Raw genomic sequence first — 24,451 nt, forward strand, 5'->3', positions numbered from 1 at the left:
TTAAATTACTTTCTACTACTCATCACCGTTTCAGCCACATTCTTTGGAGCTTCGGCATAATGCTTAAATTCCATCGTATAAGTGGCTCTCCCTTGGGTCGCAGAACGCAATGCTGTGGAATAACCGAACATTTCTGCCAAAGGAACTTCGGCCTTGACACTTTTTCCACCGCCGACCATGTCTTCCATACCCTGAACCATACCCCGCCTAGATGACAAATCACCCATAACCGTACCTGTGTAATCTTCCGGGGTTTCCACCTCCACCGACATCATAGGCTCCAGTAGCACGGGGCTTGCCTTTCGCATACCATCTTTGAACCCCATTGATGCAGCCATTTTAAATGCATTTTCGTTGGAGTCCACATCATGGTAAGACCCATCAAACAGAGTAACTTTGACATCCACCACAGGGAATCCCGCCAACACGCCATTCGGTAAAGTATCTTCCAACCCCTTTTTTACCGCTGGGATAAATTCGCGAGGGACCGCCCCACCTTTAATCGCGTCAACAAACTCAAAACCCATACCTGTTTCATTAGGCTCTATTTTCAACCATACATGACCAAATTGACCGCGACCGCCAGACTGCTTTACAAACTTACCCTCCACCTCTACAGATTTCCGTATCGCCTCACGGTAGGCCACTTGCGGCGCGCCAATATTCGCCTCCACACTAAACTCACGCTTCATGCGCTCAACCAATACTTCCAAATGCAGCTCACCCATACCGGAGATAATGGTTTGTCCAGATTCCATGTCCGTGTGTACACGGAAAGACGGATCTTCTTTCGCCAAACGATTCAGCGCCATACCCATTTTTTCTTGGTCGGCTTTTGTTTTGGGCTCGACAGCAATATGAATCACCGGCTCAGGGAATATCATGCGCTCCAAAGTAATTATATTGGCTGGGTCACACAAAGTCTCACCAGTAGTCGCCTCCTTTAAACCTACCGCAGCAACGATATCACCAGCAAAAACCTCTTTGACCTCTTCTCGCTCATTAGCATGCATCAACAAAATACGGCCAATACGTTCCTTTTTCCCTTTAATAGGATTGTAAATTGTATCTCCTGCATTCAACTGACCTGAATACACGCGGAAAAAAATCAGCTGCCCAACAAAGGGGTCAGTCATAATCTTAAATGCCAAAGCAGAGAATGGCTCATCATCGCTAGCTCTACGCTCGCCCATCAACCCATTTTCTAATTCACCTTGAACTGGCGGTATATCTGTTGGCGCAGGCAAGTAGTCAACCACCGCATCCAACATGGCCTGAACCCCTTTGTTTTTAAAGGCAGAGCCACACAGCATTGGCACTATTTCACCGGCAATTGTACGTATGCGCAAACATTGCTTAACCTCCGCCTCGGACAAGTCACCTTCCTCAAGGTACTTGTTCATCATCTCTTCAGATGCCTCAGCAGCATTCTCTACCATCTTCGCACGCCAATCTTGCGCTGCCGCTAGTAAACTTTCGGGAATATCACGCAACTCAAACTTCATTCCCTGAGAAGCTTCATCCCAGTAAATTGCCTTCATCCGCACCAAGTCAATCACACCCTCAAACTTATCCTCCGCTCCAATTGGCAATTGGATCGGCACAACATTTGCGCGTAAGCGAGTTCGCATTTGTTCGTAAACATTCAGGAAGTTCGCACCTGAGCGATCCATCTTATTAACAAAAGCCAAGCGAGGCACGCCATATTTATTGGCTTGACGCCACACCGTTTCGGATTGCGGCTGCACACCACCTACGGCGCAATAGACCATGCACGCGCCATCCAGCACACGCATCGATCTCTCGACTTCAATAGTGAAATCCACGTGCCCTGGTGTGTCAATGATGTTAATACGATACTCAGGCAAACTGGAGTCCATACCTTTCCAGTAACAAGTCGTCGCAGCCGACGTAATGGTAATACCCCGCTCCTGCTCCTGCTCCATCCAGTCCATTACAGCTGCACCATCATGCACTTCGCCGATCTTGTGTGATACGCCCGTGTAAAACAGAACACGCTCAGTTGTGGTTGTCTTACCCGCATCAATATGCGCGCTAATGCCGATATTTCGATATCGCTCGATTAATGTTTTCCTTGCCACAGTAGTTACCTAATTTATAAATCCATCAAAAAATGCAATAAACGCTAGAAACGGAAGTGTGAAAAAGCCTTGTTCGCCTCAGCCATACGATGCACTTCTTCGCGTTTTTTAACTGCACCACCACGGCTTTCTGACGCGTCAAGCAATTCTCCAGCCAGACGCATACCCATCGACTTCTCACCACGCTTGCGTGCAAAATCTTTGAGCCAACGCATAGCTAACGCCATCCGACGCGAGGGGCGAACTTCAACAGGAACCTGATAGTTAGCACCTCCGACTCGGCGACTCTTCACCTCAACCTGAGGCCTGACATTAGTCAACGCAAGATTAAACACTTCGATTGGGTCTTTACCACTTTTTTTAACTATATGCTCCAAAGCGCCATAAAGTATGCGTTCTGCAACAGACTTTTTACCAGCGGTCATCAAAACATTAACGAACTTAGATAGATCTTGACTACCATACTTTGGATCCGGCAAAATTTCGCGCTTGGGGACTTCTCTACGTCTTGGCATATCTCAAACCTCATATTAACTGGCTAATTCTAAAACTGACCAATTTCCAATTACACGCTTGGAAAAAAACTAGGCCTTTTTGGGGCGCTTTGTACCATATTTGGAACGGGACTGCTTCCGATCTTTTACTCCAGCTGTATCCAAATTACCTCGCACCATGTGGTAGCGAACACCGGGCAAATCTTTTACCCGACCTCCACGTATAAGCACCACAGAATGCTCCTGCAAGTTATGGCCCTCACCACCAATATAAGATATAACCTCGAAACCATTTGTTAGGCGAACCTTTGCAACCTTACGTAAGGCAGAGTTAGGCTTCTTTGGTGTTGTTGTATACACACGAGTACACACCCCCCGCTTTTGGGGACTCCCACCTAGAGCAGGAACTTTACTTTTTACATTTTCGGCAACGCGAGGCTTGCGCACTAATTGGTTGATGGTTGGCATTATCTAATTTTTCCTAAAAAATTCTTATGTATCAGCAATATGAAAAATAGTCTTGTAGAGTAGGCTTACCTCTGTCGGGCGCAAACAAAATGACCGCGCATTCTATTGAGGAAAATCTATCCTGTCAAGCAAGCTGGTTATCTTGTAGCTCTATAGTAGGCTCCATTTCGTTCAACATTGACGTCCCTATACCGAGCCCCTGCCGCTGCTTACGTCGGGCGGCATGATAGGCTAGACCTGTGCCAGCGGGGATCAAACGGCCCACAATGACATTTTCTTTCAACCCACGCAGCTCGTCTCTCTTACCCATAATCGCGGCTTCGGTCAGAACACGCGTAGTCTCCTGAAAGGATGCTGCTGAAATAAACGAATCAGTCGACAATGAAGCTTTCGTGATTCCCAGCAACATATATACATAGCTTGCAGGCTGCTTTCCTTCACTCACAACTCGTTCATTCTCTTGTAATAAATCCGCACGTTCAACCTGCTCTTTTGGAATGAACTTAGTATCCCCTGCATCTACAACCTGCACTCGACGTAACATTTGACGAACTATCACTTCAATATGTTTATCGTTAATCTTAACGCCTTGTAGACGATACACATCCTGCACCTCGTCGGCGATGTACCGCGCCAGTGCTGCAACTCCTAGCAAGCGTAAAATATCATGTGGGTCACGTGGACCATCTACAATCATTTCACCTTGCGTCACTATTTGTCCATCATGCACTAGCACATGCTTGTCTTTCGTAATCAGAAACTCATGCGTCACACCGTCCCTGTCGGTGATAACCAAACGTTGCTTACCCTTTGTATCCTTACCGAACGAGGCCGTTCCGGTAACTTCCGCTAAAATACCGGCATTTTTAGGAGAACGGGCTTCAAAAAGTTCAGCAACACGTGGTAACCCCCCCGTAATATCACGTGTCTTGCTGCTTTCTTGCGGAATACGCGCCAAGACTTCACCAACTCCAACAGACTGACCATCTACTACAGTGATTATGCAGCCTGTCTGAAAGGATACTGAAATTGGCAATTCTGTACCTGCAATCTTGATTTCTTGCCCTTCCTCGTCAAGCAAACGTACCAATGGCCGCAGGACACCCTTGCCTTGTGTACCAGCAAGCTTTGGATCCACTACAAGAGTAGACAATCCGGTTACCTCATCTATCTCTCTGGTAACTGTAACGCCCTCTTTTACATTTTCAAAGCTAGCACGGCCGGCATATTCGGTGATAATAGGACGGGTATGCGGATCCCATGTGGCAAGAACTTCACCTGCACGAACTTGGCTGCCTTCACGCACAGCCAACATTGCTCCGTATGGCACCTTGTGACGCTCGCGCTCGCGCCCATGATCATCTGTAACCATTATTTCGCCGCTACGCGCCACAACAACTAACTCACCTTGTGTATTGCTAACGGTACGCATGTTTGAACTATACTTCATCTGACCGTTGGACTTGCCTTCTACCTGACTAGCTACAACGGTACGCGATGCCGCGCCGCCAATATGAAAAGTACGCATGGTCAATTGGGTACCTGGTTCGCCGATGGACTGTGCGGCAATTACGCCAACTGCCTCACCAACCGTCACAGGACCACCTCGACCTAAATCGCGACCATAACATTTGACGCACAAGCCATAACGAGTTTCACAGGTAAGCGGGGTCCGAACGTGCACCTCGTCGACACCGAGCTTTTCAATGTTGTCCACCATATCTTCATCCAACAATGTGCCCGCTTCATATAACGTTTCGCTGCTTTCTGGATTGACAATATCCTTGCTAGCAACGCGACCCAGTATGCGCTCTCGCAATGCTTCAATAACCTCACCGCCTTCAACCAACGCCCTCAATGCAGTTCCATTTCTGGTACCGCAATCTTCTTCAGCCACCACTAAATCTTGAGTCACATCTACCAGACGACGAGTCAAGTATCCAGAGTTGGCAGTTTTTAATGCGGTATCGGCCAAGCCTTTTCTAGCTCCATGAGTGGAGATAAAATATTGCAGCATATTTAGCCCCTCGCGGAAGTTCGCAGTAATCGGGGTTTCGATAATTGAGCCATCGGGCTTGGCCATCAGCCCGCGCATACCAGCTAACTGGCGAATTTGAGCAGCAGAACCACGAGCGCCTGAGTCAGCCATCATATATATGGAATTAAATGACTCTTGCATCACCACATTACCTTTTTTATCAGTAAGCCGCTTCCCGCTGACACGATCAATCACTGGCTCGCTTCCCAGCTGATCCATCATCGCCTTAGCCACCCGATCACCTGTCCGACCCCAGATATCCACTACCTTATTGTAGCGCTCTCCCTGTGTCACCAAACCGGAAGTGTATTGCACGTCAATCTCGCTCACTTCTTTTCCAGCCACGTCAATTAGCTCTTCTTTTTGCGATGGCACCAGCATGTCATCTAAACAAATTGATATACCGGCGCGGGTAGCATAAGTAAAACCGGTAGCCATTAATTTATCAGCCATAATCACAGTATTGCGCAAACCGCAACGACCGAAGCTAGTATTAATTAAGCGAGAAATTTCTTTCTTTTTCAAAGCCTTATTGACCAAACTGAATGGCAAACCGGCTGGCAAAATATCTGACAAAATAGCTCGTCCCACAGTAGTCTCATACCGTGCTCGCCTCTCCTGACGCTCATTTTCTTCATTAAAATAAATTTCAGTAATCCGTACTACCACTTTGGCTTGCAGATCAACATGACCAGACTCATAGGCACGCAGCGCTTCAGACACATCCGAATACAGCGCACCCTCGCCCAGCGCACCGATCTTGTCGCGTGTCATATAGTATAGACCTAGCACGATGTCTTGCGACGGAACAATAATAGGCTCGCCATTAGCAGGCGACAACACGTTATTAGAGGCAAGCATCAGCGTGCGGCACTCCATCTGGGCTTCCAGCGACAGTGGAACATGAACTGCCATCTGGTCGCCGTCAAAATCCGCATTGAAAGCCGTACAAACTAATGGATGTAGCTGTATTGCCTTCCCTTCAATCAGTATCGGTTCAAATGCTTGAATACCAAGACGATGTAACGTCGGCGCTCGATTCAGCAGTACCGGATGCTCACGGATAACATCTTCCAATATGTCCCACACAACGGGTTCTTCCGCTTCAACCATACGCTTACCTGCCTTAATAGTAGTCGCCAGTCCGAGAACTTCAAGTTTATGGAAAATGAATGGTTTAAATAACTCAAGCGCCATTTTCTTGGGTAAGCCGCATTGGTGAAGCTTCAGTTGCGGCCCCACCACAATTACAGAACGGCCAGAGTAATCTACTCGTTTACCTAGCAAATTCTGGCGGAAACGGCCACCTTTACCTTTGATCATGTCAGCCAGTGACTTTAATGGTCGTTTGTTTGCACCGGTCATTGCCTTGCCTCGTCGACCATTGTCCAGTAGCGAATCAATTGATTCCTGTAACATTCGCTTTTCGTTGCGCACAATAATTTCCGGAGCCTTTAATTCAAGTAGGCGTTTCAAACGGTTATTTCTGTTAATTACACGTCGATACAAATCATTCAGATCTGAAGTTGCGAAACGCCCACCATCTAACGGCACAAGTGGCCGTAGCTCTGGCGGTAACACTGGCAAAACCAACATAACCATCCACTCGGGCTTGATGCCCGAGACCAGAAATGCTTCAAGTATTTTCAATCTTTTGGCATATTTCTTGATTTTTGTCTCAGAGCTGGTCGCCTCTAGGTCGGCACGCAACCTTTCCACCTCGGCTGGCACATCTAACGCATGCAAGAGAGCGCGTATACCTTCAGCTCCCATTACGGCGGAAAATTCATCACCATACTCTTCGAGTTTGGCCAGATAATCATCCTCTGAGAGTAATTGAGCTCGTTCGAGCGTGGACATCCCCGGATCGGTAACCACATATGCTTCAAAATAAAGCACGCGCTCTATGTCGCGTAATGTCATGTCCAGAACCATTCCCAAACGCGACGGCAATGACTTTAAGAACCAAATATGCGCCACTGGACTTGCCAGCTCGATATGCCCCATACGTTCGCGACGAACTTTAGATAGCGTCACCTCTACGCCACACTTTTCGCAGATCACCCCACGATGCTTCAGGCGCTTATATTTACCGCACAAGCACTCATAGTCCTTAGTTGGACCAAAAATCTTGGCACAAAACAGACCATCGCGCTCCGGCTTAAAGGTTCGATAATTGATGGTTTCTGGTTTCTTCACTTCACCATATGACCAAGACCGGATTTTTTCTGGTGAGGCCAGTCCGATTTTGATCGCGTCGAATTCTTCCTTTTGCGTTACTTGCCTGAACAAATCCAGCAATGCTTTCATATGTAACTCCTAAATATTCGACGGCAATGTGTAGAGCGCCAACCGGCGCACTGATCTTGAGCAGCGCTCAAAATGCGCCACTCCCTACTCCCGATGACGAACTAGATCGATATCAATGCCCAAAGATCTAATTTCTTTGGTTAACACATTGAACGACTCCGGCATTCCTGCATCAATCTTGTGATCGCCCTTGACAATGCTTTCGTAAATTTTGGTACGTCCACCTACGTCATCTGATTTGACCGTAAGCATTTCTTGTAGCGTGTAAGCTGCACCATATGCTTCCAGCGCCCACACTTCCATTTCACCGAAACGCTGCCCACCGAACTGTGCTTTGCCGCCCAGCGGTTGCTGCGTTACCAAGCTATATGGTCCTGTTGAACGCGCGTGCATTTTGTCATCCACCAAATGATTCAGCTTCAAAACATGCATATATCCCACTGTGACTGGCCGGTCAAATGCGACTCCAGTTCGGCCATCATATAATGTTATCTGGCCAGAGCGCGGGAAACCCGCTAGCTCTAACATGTCCTTTATTTCACCTTCATTCGCGCCATCGAACACCGGCGTAGCGAATGGCACACCACCTCTCAGGTTATGGCACAGATTTAACACATCTTCGTCACTGAACGCAGCAATTTCAGCTGCCTGATCAAGCATATAAATCTTACCAAGGAACGCTCGTATCGTTTCAATCTTGGCTTGCGATTCCAGCATCTTGCCTATCTTCTGCCCCAAGCCCTTAGCGGCCCAACCCAGATGGGTTTCCAATATCTGCCCTACATTCATACGAGATGGAACACCAAGTGGATTCAGAACGATATCGACTGGCGTACCGTCAGCCATATATGGCATATCTTCCACAGGTACAATGCGTGACACCACACCTTTGTTTCCATGACGACCAGCCATCTTGTCACCAGGCTGCAAACGTCGTTTCACCGCCACATAAACCTTAACCATCTTCTGTACGCCAACTTGCAGCTCATCGCCTTGAGTTAGATTTCGTTTCTTTAGCTCAAATGCCGCATCGAATTCCGAACGCTTCTGCGCCAAACTCTCTTTGACCTGCTCTAGTTGCGATGCTGTATCTTCACTATCGAGGCGGATATCGAACCATTGGTGACGTTCCAGACTAGCAAGGTATTCCTTCGACAACTTAGTACCTTTTGCCAGTTTTTTTGGCCCACCATTTACCACCTTACCTAATAGCAGCTTACCTAATCTAGCAAATACATCGATTTCAACGATACGCATTTGATCAGCCAAATCCTTCTTGTAACGTTTCAATTCGTCGTCGATAATCTGTTGCGCGCGCTGATCACGCTGCAGCCCTTCTCGTGTAAATACCTGCACTTCAATTACTGTCCCGGAGATACCAGCCTGCACTCGCAGGCTGGTATCTTTAACGTCTGACGCTTTTTCGCCAAAAATAGCACGAAGCAACTTCTCCTCTGGTGTCAGTTGAGTTTCACCTTTTGGCGTGACTTTACCAACCAGTACATCACCGACTCCAACTTCCGCGCCAATGTGCACAATACCGCACTCATCCAAGCGCGCCATTTGACCCTCAGACAGATTTGGAATGTCTCGAGTTATCTCTTCCGAACCAAGCTTCGTATCTCGTGCAACCACTGTAAGCTCTTCGATATGAATAGAGGTGAAGCGATCTTCAGCCACCACACGCTCAGAGATCAATATCGAGTCCTCGTAGTTATAACCATTCCAAGGCATGAACGCTACCAGCATATTCTGGCCAAGAGCCAATTCACCCATATCAGTGGACGCGCCATCCGCGATCACATCGTCACGAGCAATCACATCCCCCATTTTGACTAATGGACGCTGATTGATATTGGTATTCTGATTAGAACGTGTGTATTTGGTCAGATTATATATATCCACGCCGACTTCGCCGTGTGTGGTTTCATCATCATTAACCCGAACAACAATACGACCTGCATCTACATAATCAATTCGCCCGCCACGCCATGCCTGCACCGTGGTGCCGGAATCCACAGCCACAGTGCGTTCGATCCCAGTTCCGACCAGCGCTTTCTCTGCGCGCAAGCAAGGTACAGCTTGGCGCTGCATATTGGCTCCCATTAAAGCGCGATTTGCATCATCATGCTCTAAAAAAGGTATCAACGCCGCCGCCACTGATACTACTTGGGCAGGTGCCACATCCATGTACTCAATGCTATGCGGCGAAGCCAGCACAAACTCATTATTCTGCCTAGATGAAATCACATCATTGGTAAACATATTTTTGCTATCTAACTCAGCGTTAGCCTGAGCAATAGTAAACTTGCCTTCCTCTATTGCAGATAAGTATTTAACTTCATCAGTCGCATTACCATCAGTCACCTGTCGATACGGGGTTTCAATAAAACCATAATTATTAATGCGCGCGTATAGAGCTAACGAGTTGATCAAACCGATATTTGGCCCCTCTGGAGTCTCAATTGGGCACAATCGACCATAATGTGTCGGATGGACATCACGTACCTCGAAACCAGCACGTTCACGAGTCAACCCACCAGGCCCAAGCGCAGAAATACGACGCTTGTGAGTTACTTCAGACAAAGGGTTGGTTTGATCCATAAATTGAGACAGTTGACTGGAACCAAAAAACTCCTTGACCGCCGCAGAAATTGGTTTAGCATTGATTAAGTCATGCGGCATTAAATTGTCTGTTTCAGCTTGACCCAAACGCTCCTTAACAGCACGTTCAACGCGTGCCAACCCAGTTCGGAACTGATTCTCAGCCAACTCTCCCACAGCGCGCACGCGCCGATTCCCGAGGTGATCAATATCATCAATTTCGCCACGACCATTACGCAACTCGACCATAATTTTGATTACCGCCACGATATCTTCATTCGACAACGTGACCGGCCCTGTCAGCTCATCTGAGCCAACACGACGGTTGAATTTCATACGCCCCACAACCGATAGGTTATATCGCTCGTCAGAAAAGAAAAGCCCATTAAAGAGATTTTCTACTGCATCCTCTGTGGGCGGCTCTCCGGGACGGATCATACGATAGATAGCAACTCGCGCTGTCCACTGATCAGTAGTCTCATCTGCACGCAGAGTCTGCGATATGTATCCCCCTTGATCCAAATTATTGGTATATAACGTGAGAATTTTTTTCTCTCCAGACGCCTGTAATTTAGCCAACAGGGCTTCTGTTATCTCATCGTTGGCATTGGCAATTATTTCGCCACTTTCCTTATCAATAACGTCAACAGCCAACGCGCGCTCGAAAAGAAAATCATCTTGAACAGCCAGTTTGTCAATACCTGCCTCTTGAATTTCACGGATATGGCGCACAGTGATGCGCTTCCCACTAGCCACTATCAACTTACCACTCTTATCCAAGATATCAAACCGCGCCACCTCACCACGCAAGCGTTCTGGCACGACCTCAAACTGAATACCCTTTTTACCAAGACGGAAAGTATCGAATTCAAAAAATTCTGCAAGTATCTGTTCGGGCGTATAACCCAACGATTTTAATAGAATAGTAACAGGCATCTTGCGACGACGATCAATACGGAAATAGACATAATCTTTCGCATCGAACTCAAAATCCAGCCAAGATCCGCGATATGGGATAATACGTGCGGAAAACAATAATTTACCTGAGCTATGCGTCTTTCCGCGGTCATGCTCAAAGAACACACCAGGTGAACGATGCAATTGCGACACGATAACCCGTTCGGTGCCATTGATAACGAAGGAACCAGTATTCGTCATTAATGGAATTTCACCCATATACACTTCCTGCTCTTTGACTTCCTTAACAGCTGTCGGCTTAGACACCTCCTTATCAAACAATGTCAAGCGCACACGAGCACGTATCGGGGAAGCATATGTTAAACCGCGTTGCTGACATTCTTTGACGTCAAAGGGCGGCACGCCCAAATTGTAACTAACAAAGTCAAGACGCGCATATTTGTTATGACTCTCAATCGGAAAAATTGAGTGGAAAGCTGCTTGCAATCCATCATTGACGCGCTGCCCAGGCAAGGTACCAGCCTGAAGAAAAGCACTGTAAGATTCTAATTGCGTGGACAGCAAAAATGGTATCGGCAATGCACCAATACGTTTTGCAAAACTTTTACGAATACGTTTTTTTTCAGTAAAAGAATAACTCATAATAGCTCCACGACCGAGGGAAAAGACAATGGACAAAAAGCATTCTATAGCTTGCTGTCCGTTATCTTCTTAAAACGGCAAAAGGCTGGCGGGCACCCGTCAGCCTTTCAACACGTACAATATTTACTTGATTTCAGCAGTTGCTCCAGCCTCAATCAATTGCTTCAGGATTGCGTCTGCATCAGCATTGCTCACCCCTTCTTTCACTGGTTTCGGGGCACCATCTACAAGATCTTTAGCTTCTTTCAACCCAAGACCGGTAATCGCGCGAACCACTTTAATCACGTTCACCTTGCTAGCACCCGCGGAATTTAACATCACACTAAATTCAGTTTGTTCAGCCGTAGCTGCAGCTGCAGCTGCAGGCGCAGCCACAGAGACAGCAGCTGCAGATACGCCAAATTTTTCTTCCATCTCCTTGATCAGTGCAGACAGTTCCAGCACCGTCATTTGTGCAATTGCATCCAGAATGTCAGCCTTATTAACAGCCATATTGTTCTCCTAATATTATTTCGAAAAGTTTGGTAAGAGCGTTAAGCGGCTGCCGTTTCGGCTTCCTTCTTATCGCGGATAGCAGACAAAGCACGTACAAAAGTGCTGGCTGCGGCATTCATAGTCGCCATCAAGCGTGCAATCAACTCATCTCGACTCGGTATAGCAGCCAGCTCAGCGATCTGTTCCGCTGTCATCAAAGAACCAACCATTGCGCCCGCCTTGATTACCAACTTGCTGTTCGACTTGGCAAATTCATGCACTATTTTCGCTGCTGCGACAGGATCATTGCTGATGCTGTAGACCAGCGGGCCAACCATTTTTTCAGCCAAAGCCTCAAACTGAGTACCATGCACAGCGCGGCGAGCCAATGTATTTTTCAACACTCGGAAGTACACTCCTGATTGGCGTGCAGTGGCGCGCAGCTTTGTAATGTCGCTGACTGTAATTCCTCGGTACTCTGCCAAAACAATAGTCTGAGCCTGCGTTACCTGCTCGTTAACCTCAGCCACTACCGCTTGTTTTTTTTGCAGATTAAGACTCAATTCATTCCCCATCTTCAAATTGGAACACTAAACCTAAGTTCAGCGAACCTGCATTAATAACTGCGTCCTAAAGCCGGCGCTATAACATCACACCTGCTCGCGGGCACACCATCTACGTAAGCGCTAGGAAGCAGAAGCAGGCCCGATCCTGAGCCTCCATACAGCGCCCTTTACATTAAACCCTAGGGTACTTACGGTCTTTGACAATCTGCCAATATGTCAGCAGCTCAAAGTTTGTCAACAGCATAACGAGCTGATCAATCATGCCGCACAACTTGTATTGCACCAATACCCAGCGCTATATTATGCGAAAGACTACTCCAAATTTATACCACCAGAGCAATGAGCAAAAAAACAATTATCCTGCCAAACTGGCCTGCTCAATGCGAATACCCACACCCATTGTACTGGAAACAGACACCTTCTTAAGGTACACACCCTTAGCAGCGGCTGGCCTTGCTTTGTTTAACGCGTCAACCAGTGCCAGCAAATTCTCACGTAGCGCCTCCATAGCAAATGAAGCGCGTCCTATCGTACACTGCACAACACCATTCTTGTCGGTGCGGTACTGAACCTGACCAGCCTTTGCATTTTTCACGGCGCCAGCCACATCAACGGAAACCGTGCCCACCTTAGGATTAGGCATCAATCCACGCGGACCAAGAATCTGACCTAGCTGACCAACAATGCGCATAGCATCAGGAGAGGCTATCACAACATCAAAATCCATATTGCCAGCCTTAATACTTTCAGCCAAATCTTCGAAACCCACCACATCCGCACCAGCCGATTTGGCTTCTTCAGCCTTGGCCCCTTGAGCAAATACAGCAACACGCACAGCCTTACCAGTCCCCTTGGGCAGCACTACAGCACCACGTACCAATTGATCGGATTTACGAGCATCTATGCCCAAATTGACTGCAATATCGATAGACTCATCGAATTTGGCCTTAGCGGTTTCTTTTGCCAAATCCAGCGCCTCATTCACTGCGTACAGTTTGTTACGATCAACCTTAGCAATCAACACTTTATAACGCTTAGAAACATGTGCCATGCTATACGCCCTCCACAACAATACCCATACTTCGGGCGCTACCAGCAATAGTGCGCACCGCCGCATCCATGTCAGCAGCGGTCAAATCAGGCATCTTGGCGGTTGCAATTTCTTCTGCTTGCTGACGGGTCAACTTACCAACCTTGTCTGTATGCGGCTTGGGACTCCCCTTCTGCACACCTACCGCCTTCTTTATCAGAATGGTTGCAGGTGGAGTTTTCATCACAAATGTAAAACTTTTGTCTGCATAAGCCGTAATTACCACCGGAATTGGCAAACCTGGCTCCACACCCTGCGTCTGAGCATTAAAAGCTTTACAGAACTCCATTATATTCAAGCCACGTTGACCTAACGCTGGACCGATAGGTGGACTGGGATTTGCCTTACCAGCAGGAACTTGCAACTTAATAAACCCTATTATCTTCTTTGCCACAACACTCTCCCTATGGGTTCATGCGGACGCAATTGCGCCCTCCCCGATTAACCAGAAAAAAGGAAGACGAACAAGATAAGACGCCTGCAATCGACGCTCTTTAAATCGGTTCGCCTTACCTTATCAAGCCTTCTCTACCTGACCGAAATCCAACTCCACAGGCGTAGATCGACCAAAAATAGTCACGGCCACCCGCAACTTACTTTTATCGTAATTAACATCTTCCACCACACCGTGAAAATCAGTAAATGGACCATCCTTGACACGCACCGCCTCACCTACCTCAAACAACACTTTAGGTCTTGGCTTTTCCACACCGGCTTGCATTTGGTGCATTATATTTTGCACTTCTTTTTCGCTTATGGGAGTAGGCTTCATTGCCGAACCGCCCAAAAAACCGGTAACTTTAGGCGTACTTTTAACAAGATGCCAACTTTCATCGGTCATTGCCATCTCAACCAGCACATACCCAGGGAAAAACTTACGCTCACTAATGTTCTTCTGACCCAGCTTCAGCTCCACAACCTCTTCCACCGGCACCAATATCTGACCGAACTGATCCTCCAAACCCGCGCGTTGAATTCGCTCTGGCAACGCACGCTGCACGTATTTTTCAAACTGAGAATACGTATGAACAACATACCAACGCTTGGACACTATTCACGCCCCATTAATTTATTAACAACCAATAACAAGCTGGCATCAACCGCCCACAAAAATAATGCCATTACAACCGCGAACAGAAGCACCACCCCTGTAGTCTGCACCGTCTCTTTGCGTGATGGCCATACCACACGCTTAGCCTCTGCCACGGATTCCGTACCAAACGCAAATAAACGCTTACCTGGCTCGGTCATCCAAACCATTACAGCAGCCATCGAAAACCCAAACAATACCGCAGCAAGCTTTACCACCGCAGCACTTTCGTGCAAAGCATAAAACCCCGCAATGCCCGCAACAACGAACATAAACGCAACAACCAATTTAATTTTATCCGCCATGCGCAATTTGCCCGTCTTTCCTGATGATTTAACTGGCAGGCCAGGAGGGTTTCGAACCCCCAACCCTCGGTTTTGGAGACCGATACTCTACCAATTGAGCTACTGGCCTAATTTTTTAAACGGGAACAGCAAACTAATCAAGATGATGAACCTTCTATTTGAACGCCCCACCCTCTTTACCGCCACCACTACTCAATCACTTTAGCCACCACACCAGCGCCAACGGTCCGGCCACCTTCACGTATCGCGAATCGAAGCCCCTCTTCCATCGCTATCGGGGCAATCAAATTGACCGTCACCGACACATTGTCTCCTGGCATTACCATTTCAGTTCCCGATGGCAATTCAACTGCACCCGTTACGTCGGTTGTGCGGAAGTAAAATTGCGGACGGTAACCTTGAAAGAACGGCGTATGGCGACCACCCTCATCTTTACTGAGAACGTAAATCTCGGCCGTGAATTTGGTATGCGGCGTAATGGAACCAGGCTTAGCCAAAACTTGACCGCGCTCAACATCCTCACGCTTGGTACCACGCAACAATATACCTACGTTATCACCCGCCTGCCCCTGATCAAGCAACTTGCGGAACATTTCTACGCCCGTACATATGGTTTTAACAGTGGGCTTAAGACCGATAATTTCAATTTCCTCACCCACTTTAACGACACCACGCTCCACCCGGCCAGTCACAACTGTGCCACGACCAGATATGGAAAAAACGTCTTCGACAGGCATCAGGAAGGTACCATCCATGACACGCATTGGCTGACTTATATGAGAATCTAGCGCCTCTGCCAAACGTATAATGGATGGCTCACCAATCTCGGATTGATCACCCTGCAAAGCTTTGAGCGCACTACCAATAATGATAGGGGTATCATCACCAGGAAAATCATACTTAGACAGCAGCTCACGCACCTCCATCTCCACCAGCTCCAGCAGCTCTGGATCATCAACCATGTCTGCCTTGTTCATATAGACAATGATGTAAGGCACGCCCACTTGTCGCGCCAAAAGGATATGCTCCCGTGTTTGCGGCATAGGACCGTCCGCAGCAGACACAACCAATATTGCGCCATCCATCTGCGCCGCACCGGTAATCATGTTCTTAATGTAATCCGCGTGACCTGGACAGTCCACATGCGCGTAGTGCCGAGTTTCTGTCTCATACTCAACGTGAGAGGTGTTAATGGTGATGCCGCGCGCCTTTTCTTCAGGCGCCGCGTCAATCTGGTCGTAACCTTTCGCCACCCCGCCAAATTTCTTTGACAGCACTGTAGTTATTGCTGCAGTCAGGGTTGTTTTGCCATGATCAACGTGACCAATTGTGCCTACATTTATGTGCGGCTTGGTACGATCAAATTTACTCTTTGCCATGATTTTTCCTCATCAACACCGAATTAACAAAAGTATCTGAACAAGCTATTTGGTGCCCATGGCGGGAATCGGACCCGCGACCTCTCCCTTACCAAGGGAGTGCTCTACCACTGAGCCACATGGGCCAACTCAAACTGGAGCGGGTGAAGGGAATCGAACCCTCGTCGTAAGTTTGGAAAACTTCTGCTCTACCATTGAGCTACACCCGCACGATTTATACCGCCAAAATGACGCGCAACTGAGCACAACCCACCACTCAGCCCAGCCCAATCTAGCCGCCAAACTTATAATAATCTTTACACACAATAAACTGGTGGAGGGGGAAGGATTCGAACCTTCGAAGGCTGAGCCGTCAGATTTACAGTCTGATCCCTTTGACCGCTCGGGAACCCCTCCAAATGAACAGATGATTATCCATTCTCTTGCCCTCGCTGTCAATGATTCTTTAACTCCCAACAGCAATATTTTTACAAAATATGAATTATCGTCTGCAGTGTTGTCTCGATGCTTCTTCTTGTTACTTGACGACACTTCAAGTGTTAAGCATACGTCAAACGGCGACCAGGTACGTAAACACTAAGAACACCACATGCAATGGCAGCATCGTGTTGACCTATTTGTAGCGCGTCAATGCCAAATGCACATGCTAAAAGTATCTTGATAACCCAATTGGCCTGGCAACACGCATGGCAGAAGCGGCATGGAACTCCTAAATAATGCCTCCCAAAGCCAGCAGGAAATTAAGCATCATCATTAATCGCATTCAAAACATCACCACCTACACAACCAACTCAAATAATGGATAGTGAAATTTCATGATGTTACAACGCGGTATTTGAAAAGCAATCCGGACTGGCGAAGATTGATTTGTCATTTCGGCCGATATATCACGCCAACAACCTGCTTTATCGAATCTTTTTGAAAGCACGCCGTTCCAACAGGTGATTAGGACATCACCTTTTTATCATCCCTCGCGCAAATGCTTTTTCGCCGCTTCCAAATGCTTCGGCTGACCGAGCAGTACTAGTACGTCACCAGATTTGATTATCATATCGCCCACTGGCTCATTGCCTCGCACGTTGTGGCGGCGTACCGCATTTACTTCTACAGATAATTCGGCCAGATTTATTTCATCAAGCGTCTTACCCACGGCGGCATCGCACTCTCCCAGCAACACACTATGAAAACGCGGCTGTATGTTTTCCATGTCTTCACCCGCCACATTCGCAGCAGTTCGAAAGTAAGTACTGAACATGCTATAGCGGCGCGCCCTGTTTTCCTGAAGACGGCGGACAACACGGTTAAGTGGTACGCCAGACATAAGCAGTGCTTGCGACGCCAGCATCACACTGCCTTCAAGTACATCTGCTACAACTTCGGATGCTCCAGCCTGTTTTAGTGCCTCGATATGGGTCTCGTCGGCACTTCGAACCACCACTGGCAAATCGGGCCGCAGTTCATTAACCAAGTGTAAAATTTTTAGCGCAGAATGAGTATCGTTGTAAGTAACAACTAGAGTTTTAGCGCGCATTAACCCGGCCGCCAAAAGCACTTCTCGCTTGGCGGCATCACCATACACCACGTTTTCGCCCGCTGCAGCCGCCTCGTGTACTCTGCGCGAGTCGAGATCGAGCACAATGAATTGAACATTTTCCTGCTTCATAAAGCGTGCCAACGACTGCCCACTTCTCCCGTAACCGCAAATAATGATATTCGTATCGACGGAGATGCTTTGAACCGCTATTTGATGTATCTGCATGGCGCGGTTCATCCATTCTGAGGGCGCAATGCGCCGCACAATAGCTTCGGTATACTGAATTAGAAAAGGCGCAGCCAGCATAGAGAGGAGCATAGTATTCAAGATAATTTGCACTGCAGCGGGAGATAGTAGATTTACCCCGCTTGCCAAGGTTAATAGCACGAAGCCGAATTCACCAGCTTGCGCCAAACCCAGACTACTACGAATCGCCACTCCCCAATCACCGGAAAAACTACGTGCCAATAATGCCACCACAGTAAATTTAATCAGAATTAAGCACAGTAACAACAGAAGTACCCAGCCAATATTGACAAACATTTCACCGAGATCCAGCATCATGCCCACGGTAACAAAAAATAGACCCATTAGTACATCGCGGAACGGTTTTATGTCATCTTCAACTTGATAGCGGTATTCAGTTTCAGCAATTAAAATACCGGCTACAAATGCCCCTAGCGCCAACGATAACCCAACAAATTCAGTAAAATAGGCAAGTCCTAGCGTGATAAGAAGCACGTTGAGCATAAACAGCTCGGAAGATTTTTGCCGCGCCACTACATGAAACCAAGATCGCATCACACGCTGTCCGAAAAACAGCAGCACAGCTAGGACTATTGCAGCTTTAAGCAGTGCGAGGGAGAGTGTGAAAGGCAGGTCGCCTGGTGGACTCGCCAAAGCTGGAATGATTATAAGAAACGGCACTACAGCCAAATCCTGAAATAGCAACACACCGATGATCTGTTGACCATGTGGTGTATTCATAGCAGCGCGTTCGACAAGCATCTTGCTTACAATAGCGGTGGATGACATCGCGAGCACGCAGCCAATAGCTAAGCTTGCACGCCAATCAAATCCAGCCAGCCAGCCAGCTGCCGTAATCAACAAAAGAGTTATCATCACCTGCGCGCCACCCAGGCCAAATACCGTACGTTTCATTTTGTGGAGACGCGCAAGGCTGAATTCAAGGCCGATGCTGAACATTAGAAATACCAAGCCAAATTCCGCCAGATGGCGCGTGCTTGGCGTATCTGGTATCCAGCCAAGCGCATGCGGACCGATCAAAATACCCACGGTCAAATAGCCCAACACTACAGGCAATTGCAACACACGGCATACCACCACCACACCTACAGCAACGGCAAGCAAAATTAGGACGAGCTGTAGCGAATCGGTCATGTGCGTATCAAATAAGTGAGCTGGTTAATCATCGACTCTAACGCACCCGAACGCAGGTAAGAATGGAAGCAATCGAGCACATCGAGATCTTTAAATATGGCCGACAGCGGAAATAGAAGCAACTTGACTACGTGTCATTCGCCGCTTCCACGCAGCGATATTGTGTAATTTAAATCAGTTAGCAGCATAATCAATCGAAACTCCGCTTTTGTTAACTAGCTTCAATTAACCATCTTAGGAATTGCTCGCAGAAAATGAACATCGACACGCTTTGTTCCATTTGGAAATAACTGATCAGATCATCTATGCTATTGAAAATAAATGCCTTGATCAATATCTCACTGTTTTCAGATTTACAATATTACCAGACAAGAAATATAAGGTGGAGCTTTCCAACATCTCGCTATTGATCTGTTAAGTAACAACAGTAACAAACAAACCGAGTGGGTGGACATAGTCGTCACGCCCAAATTCTGTTGAACAACGCTTATGCTTGATGAAGGCTCCTGTTTCATGGATAATCTCAAACTTAACATGCCGGGATGGCGGAATTGGTAGACGCGCCGGACTCAAAATCCGGTGCTGGTAACAGTGTGAGGGTTCGAGTCCCTCTCCCGGCACCATATTTAAATTAATTATCAAACTATTCATCCAAAGAATAATCCAAGTATTAATGGTGTTGGCATTAAGTAATGTTAACAAAATACACTAAATCTTAATGCTGGAATTTACATGCAACGGTTGTCCACATTGATCGCTTCTGTATTTGCTATTGCTTCTTCTATGCTGTACCACTGACACAGCTGCCCCTGCTAAAACAGCCTATGAAGCTGACAACAAAAAGCTCACAAACTGCTCGCACGGCCAATTAGCTGTGTAAGTTTGAAACTTGCGTAGGCAATACTGCGATTATTATTCCACCCAGCATTCCAGTTAAAACACACTATCTTGAAGATCGGCATATAAAATTTTCTAAATTAATGTTATGCCATCTATCCGTTATAGAGTTGAGACTGCATATTTCTTCTAAATCAAGGAACATACCCTGTTGTTCAACCAATCTGCTTATCATCTGGAACCCAATGCTACTCTGCTAGATACAGCAATCCGTAACATACCGGAAGAATCAGCTCGCAGATTTAAACCCCTGTATCTAGTGGGCACTTTCCATTGGTATGCGTTAGTGCACGTCGCCATAACTCTGCGCGCCGCTTTCACTGAACGCAGACTTAATTCGTACAATCTAGAATGACAGCGGAAGAAATCCATGCCAACTGCATTCGCCACCGTAGCTCACTATTACTAAGCTACGAAGAGAATTGTCTTCGTGGCCAACGTTACACTCTGGATCGTCTGATTCTTTATGTCTAAAGGTTGTATTGTCGTCGGCATCTCCGGCGGAGTAGATTCCGCCGTTACCGCGCTACTGCTAAAACAGCAGGGCTATAACGTCATTGGCCTGTATATGAAAAACTGGGAAGATGACGATAGTGACGAATTCTGTTCCTCTCGCCAAGACCTGATTGACGCAGTCTCTATTGCCGACACAATAGGTATCCCCATCGAAACGGTTAATTTCGCTAAGGAATACAAGGATCGCGTATTTAGCCATTTTTTGCACGAATACGCGGCTGGTCGCACCCCCAATCCAGACATCCTGTGCAATTCAGAAATAAAGTTTAAGGCTTTTTTGGAACACGCTATCAGTATCGGTGCGGACTCCATTGCCACAGGGCATTATGCGCAAATACGCGAGGTGGACGGCCACTATCACTTACTCAAGGCAATAGACAGTAGCAAGGATCAAAGTTATTTTTTATATCGCTTGACCCAGGCTCAATTGTCCAAAGCGATGTTCCCGCTTGGGATGATACTGAAATCGCAGGTGCGAGAAATTGCACGCCAACACAATTTATCCAACTACGCCAAAAAAGATAGTACTGGAATTTGCTTTATTGGCGAGCGGCCATTCCGCGAATTTCTTAACCGCTACCTGCCAGTCCAACCTGGACCAATTTGCACGCTCGATGGTCAAATCGTCGGGGAACATATGGGCTTGTCGTTCTATACCATTGGCCAGCGTCAAGGCTTAGGCATTGGCGGGCAGGGCCTGCCTTGGTTCGTGGCAAACAAATGCATTGCAAATAATCACCTGATTGTAGTTCAAGGGCACGATCATCCAGCTTTGCTGACCACATCTCTGGAGGCAACAGAACTGCACTGGATCGAAAACCATATGCCTGATATTACGCGCGACTACACAGCTAAGATCCGCTATCGCCAAGCCGATGTAAGTTGTCACTTCAACGCGCTATCTGAAACCCTTGGCTGCTTTGAGTTTAGCGAAGCACAACGGGCTGTAACGCCAGGCCAATCGGTGGTAATTTACGATGGCGAAATTTGTCTAGGTGGCGGCATCATTGCAAATAATCTGTAACGATGAAGGACAATCCAAACATCTTTTCTTTAAAGCCTCAATTCACTAACTTGAATCCCTCCGTCAAGACAATTATGCTTAGAATTTTAAGAAGGTAGCTCTTCACATTCAGCGGAATGGCGCTCCCCCAGATTTGTTTTAGCCTTTTGTTGCTGATTAACTACATTTCTGGAACCGTATTTGTCCGCAATGCATGCACCGCCTAGTGCATCGCTTAATATGCGAAGTGGATTTAAATCCGGTTTGGAAGAAGAAGTTTGTGAACACCTCCGGCAGCAAACACGATTTATCCGTGTCAAACACTTACTAAATCCTCAGTTTAGTCCTTCGGAGTCGAATCAGGCTTGGACTTCAAGATATCGCTTAAATTCGCACCAAAATAGGTTGATTGTATTTGGTAACGGTGAAGGACTCGTATACACGCAAGACCATTGGGCTGGGCGATGAGTCCCACGATGCTAGCAACCTTAGTCTATCAGGCATTGCAGATGGCGATTGGACAGCGGCAAACAGCGGTTGGGTTGATATTGCATCAGATCAAGGATCAGTACGACAGCCACGAAAACAGACCTTGCTAATACTTCATGGCATCATATACAGCATGAGCCGCAAAGGGGAAGGTGGGGATAATGCAGTGATGGAACGTTTCTTCATGAGTTTGAAGATGGAGCGGGTGTGGCAACGGGAATATCCAAACCGGGTGGGCCCACTAATGAAGCGACGGAATACATTGTGGGATTCTATAACTGCACACGACAGCACGCCGTTTTGGGAAATGTAGCACCAACTGTTTACAAAGTACAGTTCGCAGCAAAACAACCTATCGAGGTGTCCGTAACTACTTGACCACTGCATACCAGTGCTCGGATAACCTGCAGGAAAATTATTTACACCGATAATCAGTTAACTTCTAGTTAACGTGAAACATTATGCTGGTATGCTTCACCTATTACATTTCACGAAAAATTCTGCTATTTTCATTCCAAGGATTATCTCTATGACACTATCCACAATCACCGCGCTCTCTCCTTTGGATGGCCGCTACCATAGCCGCATAAATTCCTTGCGTACTTATTACAGCGAGTTTGGCCTGATTCGCTATCGGGTTCTGATAGAAATCGAATGGCTAAAAGCGCTTAGCTTGGAAGCGGGTATTCCTGAAGTCAAACCTTTCTCCACCGCAACTCTTGCATATTTCGATAAGCTGATCGCACAATTTAGTGAAGCTGATGCTGAACAAATCAAAACTATAGAAAAGCGTACAAACCATGATGTGAAAGCGATCGAATACTGGTTGCGTGAAAAACTCTCTGACAACCCGGAAACAAGTAACAAACTAGAATTTATCCACTTCGCTTGCACTTCGGAAGATATTAACAATCTAAGCCACGCACTAATGTTAATGAATGGTCGCAATGAAGTTATGCTGCCCACTCTAGACAAGCTTATCAAATGCTTACGCGACTTTGCTCATCAACTAGCAGATATTCCTATGTTATGCCGCACTCATGGACAAACTGCAACGCCGAGCACACTCGGTAAGGAAATTGCCAATGTAGTACATCGTCTACAACGTGCACGTACACGCTTGGCCAATGTAGAAATACTAGGAAAAATCAATGGTGCTGTCGGTAATTACAACTCTCATCTAACGGCATACCCTGAAATGGATTGGGAAGCTTTCGCACAACGCTTTGTCATGGCACGTGGAATCACTTTCAACCCATATACCATTCAAATCGAGCCGCACGATTACATGGCCGAATTATTCGATGCCTACGCGCGTACAAACTCTATCCTGATTGATCTCAACCGTGATCTTTGGGGCTATATTTCACTGGGCTACTTCAAACAAAAAATGGTAGCAGGCGAGGTCGGATCCTCCACTATGCCACATAAGATCAATCCAATTGATTTTGAAAATTCAGAAGGTAACCTAGGTTTAGCAAATGCCTTACTACGCCATCTTTCAGAGAAACTACCGATCTCACGCTGGCAGCGTGATTTGACCGATTCCACCACGCTTCGCAACATGGGCGTGATGCTTGGCTACACGCTACTGGCATATGAGTCTTGCCTAAAGGGACTGAATAAACTGGAAGCCAACTCGCAACGCATGGAGGACGATTTAAATAATAGCTGGGAAGTACTGGCAGAACCGATCCAGACAGTAATGAGGCGCTACAGTATAGAGAATGCCTATGACAAACTTAAAGAACTAACACGCGGCCAAGGCGGCATCAACCGCGACAGCCTGCATGCTTTCATCCTACTGCTAGACATTCCGGAAGTAGAAAAGCAACGCTTATATAAGCTCACGCCAGCCTCTTATACAGGTAAGGCCAGCGAATTAGCGAAACGCATCTAACTCAGGTAGTTTATCCCAGATAATCCATTAGACCTGATTCGTGCGATGACTTCGCATTCCCCCATTTGAAAAAGGGGGGCTAGGGGGGGGTTGAGCATTGCAGGAACACAAAAATCCCCCTCAATCCCCCTTTTTCAATGGGGGAGGCTGGTTAAATTGCCTAATGGATTATCCGGGTTTATTTTAAATAATTTCATCTATGGTTTCATAAAATAAAAAACCCTCTCGCTA

At 47.0% G+C, this 24,451-nt stretch carries 16 protein-coding genes and 5 tRNA genes; 4 read left to right on the top strand and 17 right to left on the bottom strand.

The features are described 5' to 3' along the window. Positions 1-5 precede the first annotated feature (5 nt). The 17 genes from fusA to MJ770_RS12185 all read right to left on the bottom strand — a co-directional run bounded on the left by fusA (position 6) and on the right by MJ770_RS12185 (position 19,415). Positions 6-2,102, bottom strand: a complete 2,097-nt coding sequence (fusA, locus tag MJ770_RS12105; RefSeq protein WP_239254681.1) for an elongation factor G — start codon at positions 2,100-2,102, stop codon at positions 6-8. A gap of 44 nt (positions 2,103-2,146) precedes the next feature. Beyond that, positions 2,147-2,617: a 30S ribosomal protein S7 gene (gene rpsG / locus MJ770_RS12110; RefSeq protein ID WP_239254683.1), complete on the bottom strand. Its 471-nt coding sequence runs from the start codon at positions 2,615-2,617 to the stop codon at positions 2,147-2,149. 69 nt (positions 2,618-2,686) lie between these two features. Beyond that, a complete protein-coding gene (gene rpsL / locus MJ770_RS12115) occupies positions 2,687-3,064 on the bottom strand; it encodes a 30S ribosomal protein S12 (protein ID WP_239254685.1) in 378 nt (125 codons plus the stop codon). A gap of 124 nt (positions 3,065-3,188) precedes the next feature. Next, positions 3,189-7,412 carry a DNA-directed RNA polymerase subunit beta' gene (gene rpoC, locus MJ770_RS12120; protein WP_239254687.1) on the bottom strand — a complete coding sequence of 1,408 codons (4,224 nt, stop codon included), beginning with the start codon at positions 7,410-7,412 and terminating at the stop codon, positions 3,189-3,191. Between the two features lie 84 nt (positions 7,413-7,496). Further along, positions 7,497-11,576: a DNA-directed RNA polymerase subunit beta gene (gene rpoB, locus MJ770_RS12125; RefSeq protein WP_239254689.1), complete on the bottom strand. Its 4,080-nt coding sequence runs from the start codon at positions 11,574-11,576 to the stop codon at positions 7,497-7,499. Positions 11,577-11,699: 123 nt separating this feature from the next. Beyond that, positions 11,700-12,068 carry a 50S ribosomal protein L7/L12 gene (rplL, locus tag MJ770_RS12130; RefSeq protein WP_239254691.1) on the bottom strand — a complete coding sequence of 123 codons (369 nt, stop codon included), beginning with the start codon at positions 12,066-12,068 and terminating at the stop codon, positions 11,700-11,702. Positions 12,069-12,109: 41 nt separating this feature from the next. Beyond that, positions 12,110-12,613 carry a 50S ribosomal protein L10 gene (rplJ, locus tag MJ770_RS12135; protein ID WP_239254693.1) on the bottom strand — a complete coding sequence of 168 codons (504 nt, stop codon included), beginning with the start codon at positions 12,611-12,613 and terminating at the stop codon, positions 12,110-12,112. Between the two features lie 358 nt (positions 12,614-12,971). Further along, a complete protein-coding gene (gene rplA / locus MJ770_RS12140; protein WP_239254695.1) occupies positions 12,972-13,667 on the bottom strand; it encodes a 50S ribosomal protein L1 in 696 nt (231 codons plus the stop codon). A gap of 1 nt (position 13,668) precedes the next feature. Next, positions 13,669-14,100 carry a 50S ribosomal protein L11 gene (gene rplK, locus MJ770_RS12145; RefSeq protein ID WP_239254702.1) on the bottom strand — a complete coding sequence of 144 codons (432 nt, stop codon included), beginning with the start codon at positions 14,098-14,100 and terminating at the stop codon, positions 13,669-13,671. Positions 14,101-14,223: 123 nt separating this feature from the next. Then, positions 14,224-14,757, bottom strand: coding sequence for a transcription termination/antitermination protein NusG (gene nusG / locus MJ770_RS12150; protein WP_239254705.1), 534 nt, complete (start codon positions 14,755-14,757; stop codon positions 14,224-14,226). After that, positions 14,757-15,101 (bottom strand): preprotein translocase subunit SecE, encoded by a 345-nt coding sequence (gene secE, locus MJ770_RS12155; protein WP_239254707.1) that lies wholly within the window; start codon positions 15,099-15,101, stop codon positions 14,757-14,759. Before secE ends, nusG begins: the two co-directional genes overlap by 1 nt. 33 nt (positions 15,102-15,134) lie before the next feature. After that, a tRNA-Trp gene (locus MJ770_RS12160) sits at positions 15,135-15,210 on the bottom strand. Between the two features lie 79 nt (positions 15,211-15,289). Next, entirely contained in the window at positions 15,290-16,480 is a 1,191-nt protein-coding gene (gene tuf / locus MJ770_RS12165; protein WP_239254677.1) for an elongation factor Tu, read from the bottom strand. Between the two features lie 50 nt (positions 16,481-16,530). After that, positions 16,531-16,605 (bottom strand) — tRNA-Thr (locus MJ770_RS12170). Between the two features lie 10 nt (positions 16,606-16,615). Further along, positions 16,616-16,689: transfer RNA gene (locus MJ770_RS12175), tRNA-Gly, on the bottom strand. A 102-nt stretch (positions 16,690-16,791) separates the two neighbouring features. Continuing rightward, positions 16,792-16,876, bottom strand: a tRNA-Tyr gene (locus MJ770_RS12180). A 568-nt stretch (positions 16,877-17,444) separates the two neighbouring features. After that, entirely contained in the window at positions 17,445-19,415 is a 1,971-nt protein-coding gene (locus MJ770_RS12185) for a monovalent cation:proton antiporter family protein (RefSeq protein ID WP_239254709.1), read from the bottom strand. Positions 19,416-19,951: 536 nt separating this feature from the next. Between MJ770_RS12185 and MJ770_RS12190 the strand changes: the two genes are divergently transcribed. The 4 genes from MJ770_RS12190 (at position 19,952) to purB (ending at position 24,220) form a co-directional block, all read left to right on the top strand. Beyond that, a tRNA-Leu gene (locus MJ770_RS12190) sits at positions 19,952-20,038 on the top strand. A 740-nt stretch (positions 20,039-20,778) separates the two neighbouring features. Then, positions 20,779-21,852, top strand: a complete 1,074-nt coding sequence (mnmA, locus tag MJ770_RS12195) for a tRNA 2-thiouridine(34) synthase MnmA (RefSeq protein ID WP_239254722.1) — start codon at positions 20,779-20,781, stop codon at positions 21,850-21,852. 403 nt (positions 21,853-22,255) lie between these two features. After that, complete coding sequence (locus MJ770_RS12200) at positions 22,256-22,633, top strand: hypothetical protein (protein WP_239254724.1); 378 nt, start codon at positions 22,256-22,258, stop codon at positions 22,631-22,633. A 216-nt stretch (positions 22,634-22,849) separates the two neighbouring features. Beyond that, positions 22,850-24,220 (top strand): adenylosuccinate lyase, encoded by a 1,371-nt coding sequence (gene purB / locus MJ770_RS12205; RefSeq protein ID WP_239254726.1) that lies wholly within the window; start codon positions 22,850-22,852, stop codon positions 24,218-24,220. The last annotated feature ends 231 nt before the right edge of the window (positions 24,221-24,451 follow it).

The organism is Candidatus Nitrotoga sp. M5 (assembly GCF_927904885.1).
In the GTDB taxonomy this organism is placed as follows: Bacteria; Pseudomonadota; Gammaproteobacteria; order Burkholderiales; family Gallionellaceae; genus Nitrotoga.

Bases quoted from the DNA above. Each gene is read 5' to 3' on its own strand.
- rpoC (WP_239254687.1), bottom strand. From the start codon at position 7,412: ATGAAAGCATTGCTGGATTTGTTCAGGCAAGTAACGCAAAAGGAAGAA.
- secE (WP_239254707.1), bottom strand. From the start codon at position 15,101: ATGGCGGATAAAATTAAATTGGTTGTTGCGTTTATGTTCGTTGTTGCG.
- purB (WP_239254726.1), top strand. From the start codon at position 22,850: ATGACACTATCCACAATCACCGCGCTCTCTCCTTTGGATGGCCGCTAC.
- tuf (WP_239254677.1), bottom strand. From the start codon at position 16,480: ATGGCAAAGAGTAAATTTGATCGTACCAAGCCGCACATAAATGTAGGC.
- rpsG (WP_239254683.1), bottom strand. From the start codon at position 2,617: ATGCCAAGACGTAGAGAAGTCCCCAAGCGCGAAATTTTGCCGGATCCA.
- rplA (WP_239254695.1), bottom strand. From the start codon at position 13,667: ATGGCACATGTTTCTAAGCGTTATAAAGTGTTGATTGCTAAGGTTGAT.
- rplL (WP_239254691.1), bottom strand. From the start codon at position 12,068: ATGGCTGTTAATAAGGCTGACATTCTGGATGCAATTGCACAAATGACG.
- rpoB (WP_239254689.1), bottom strand. From the start codon at position 11,576: ATGAGTTATTCTTTTACTGAAAAAAAACGTATTCGTAAAAGTTTTGCA.
- MJ770_RS12185 (WP_239254709.1), bottom strand. From the start codon at position 19,415: ATGACCGATTCGCTACAGCTCGTCCTAATTTTGCTTGCCGTTGCTGTA.
- mnmA (WP_239254722.1), top strand. From the start codon at position 20,779: ATGTCTAAAGGTTGTATTGTCGTCGGCATCTCCGGCGGAGTAGATTCC.
- rpsL (WP_239254685.1), bottom strand. From the start codon at position 3,064: ATGCCAACCATCAACCAATTAGTGCGCAAGCCTCGCGTTGCCGAAAAT.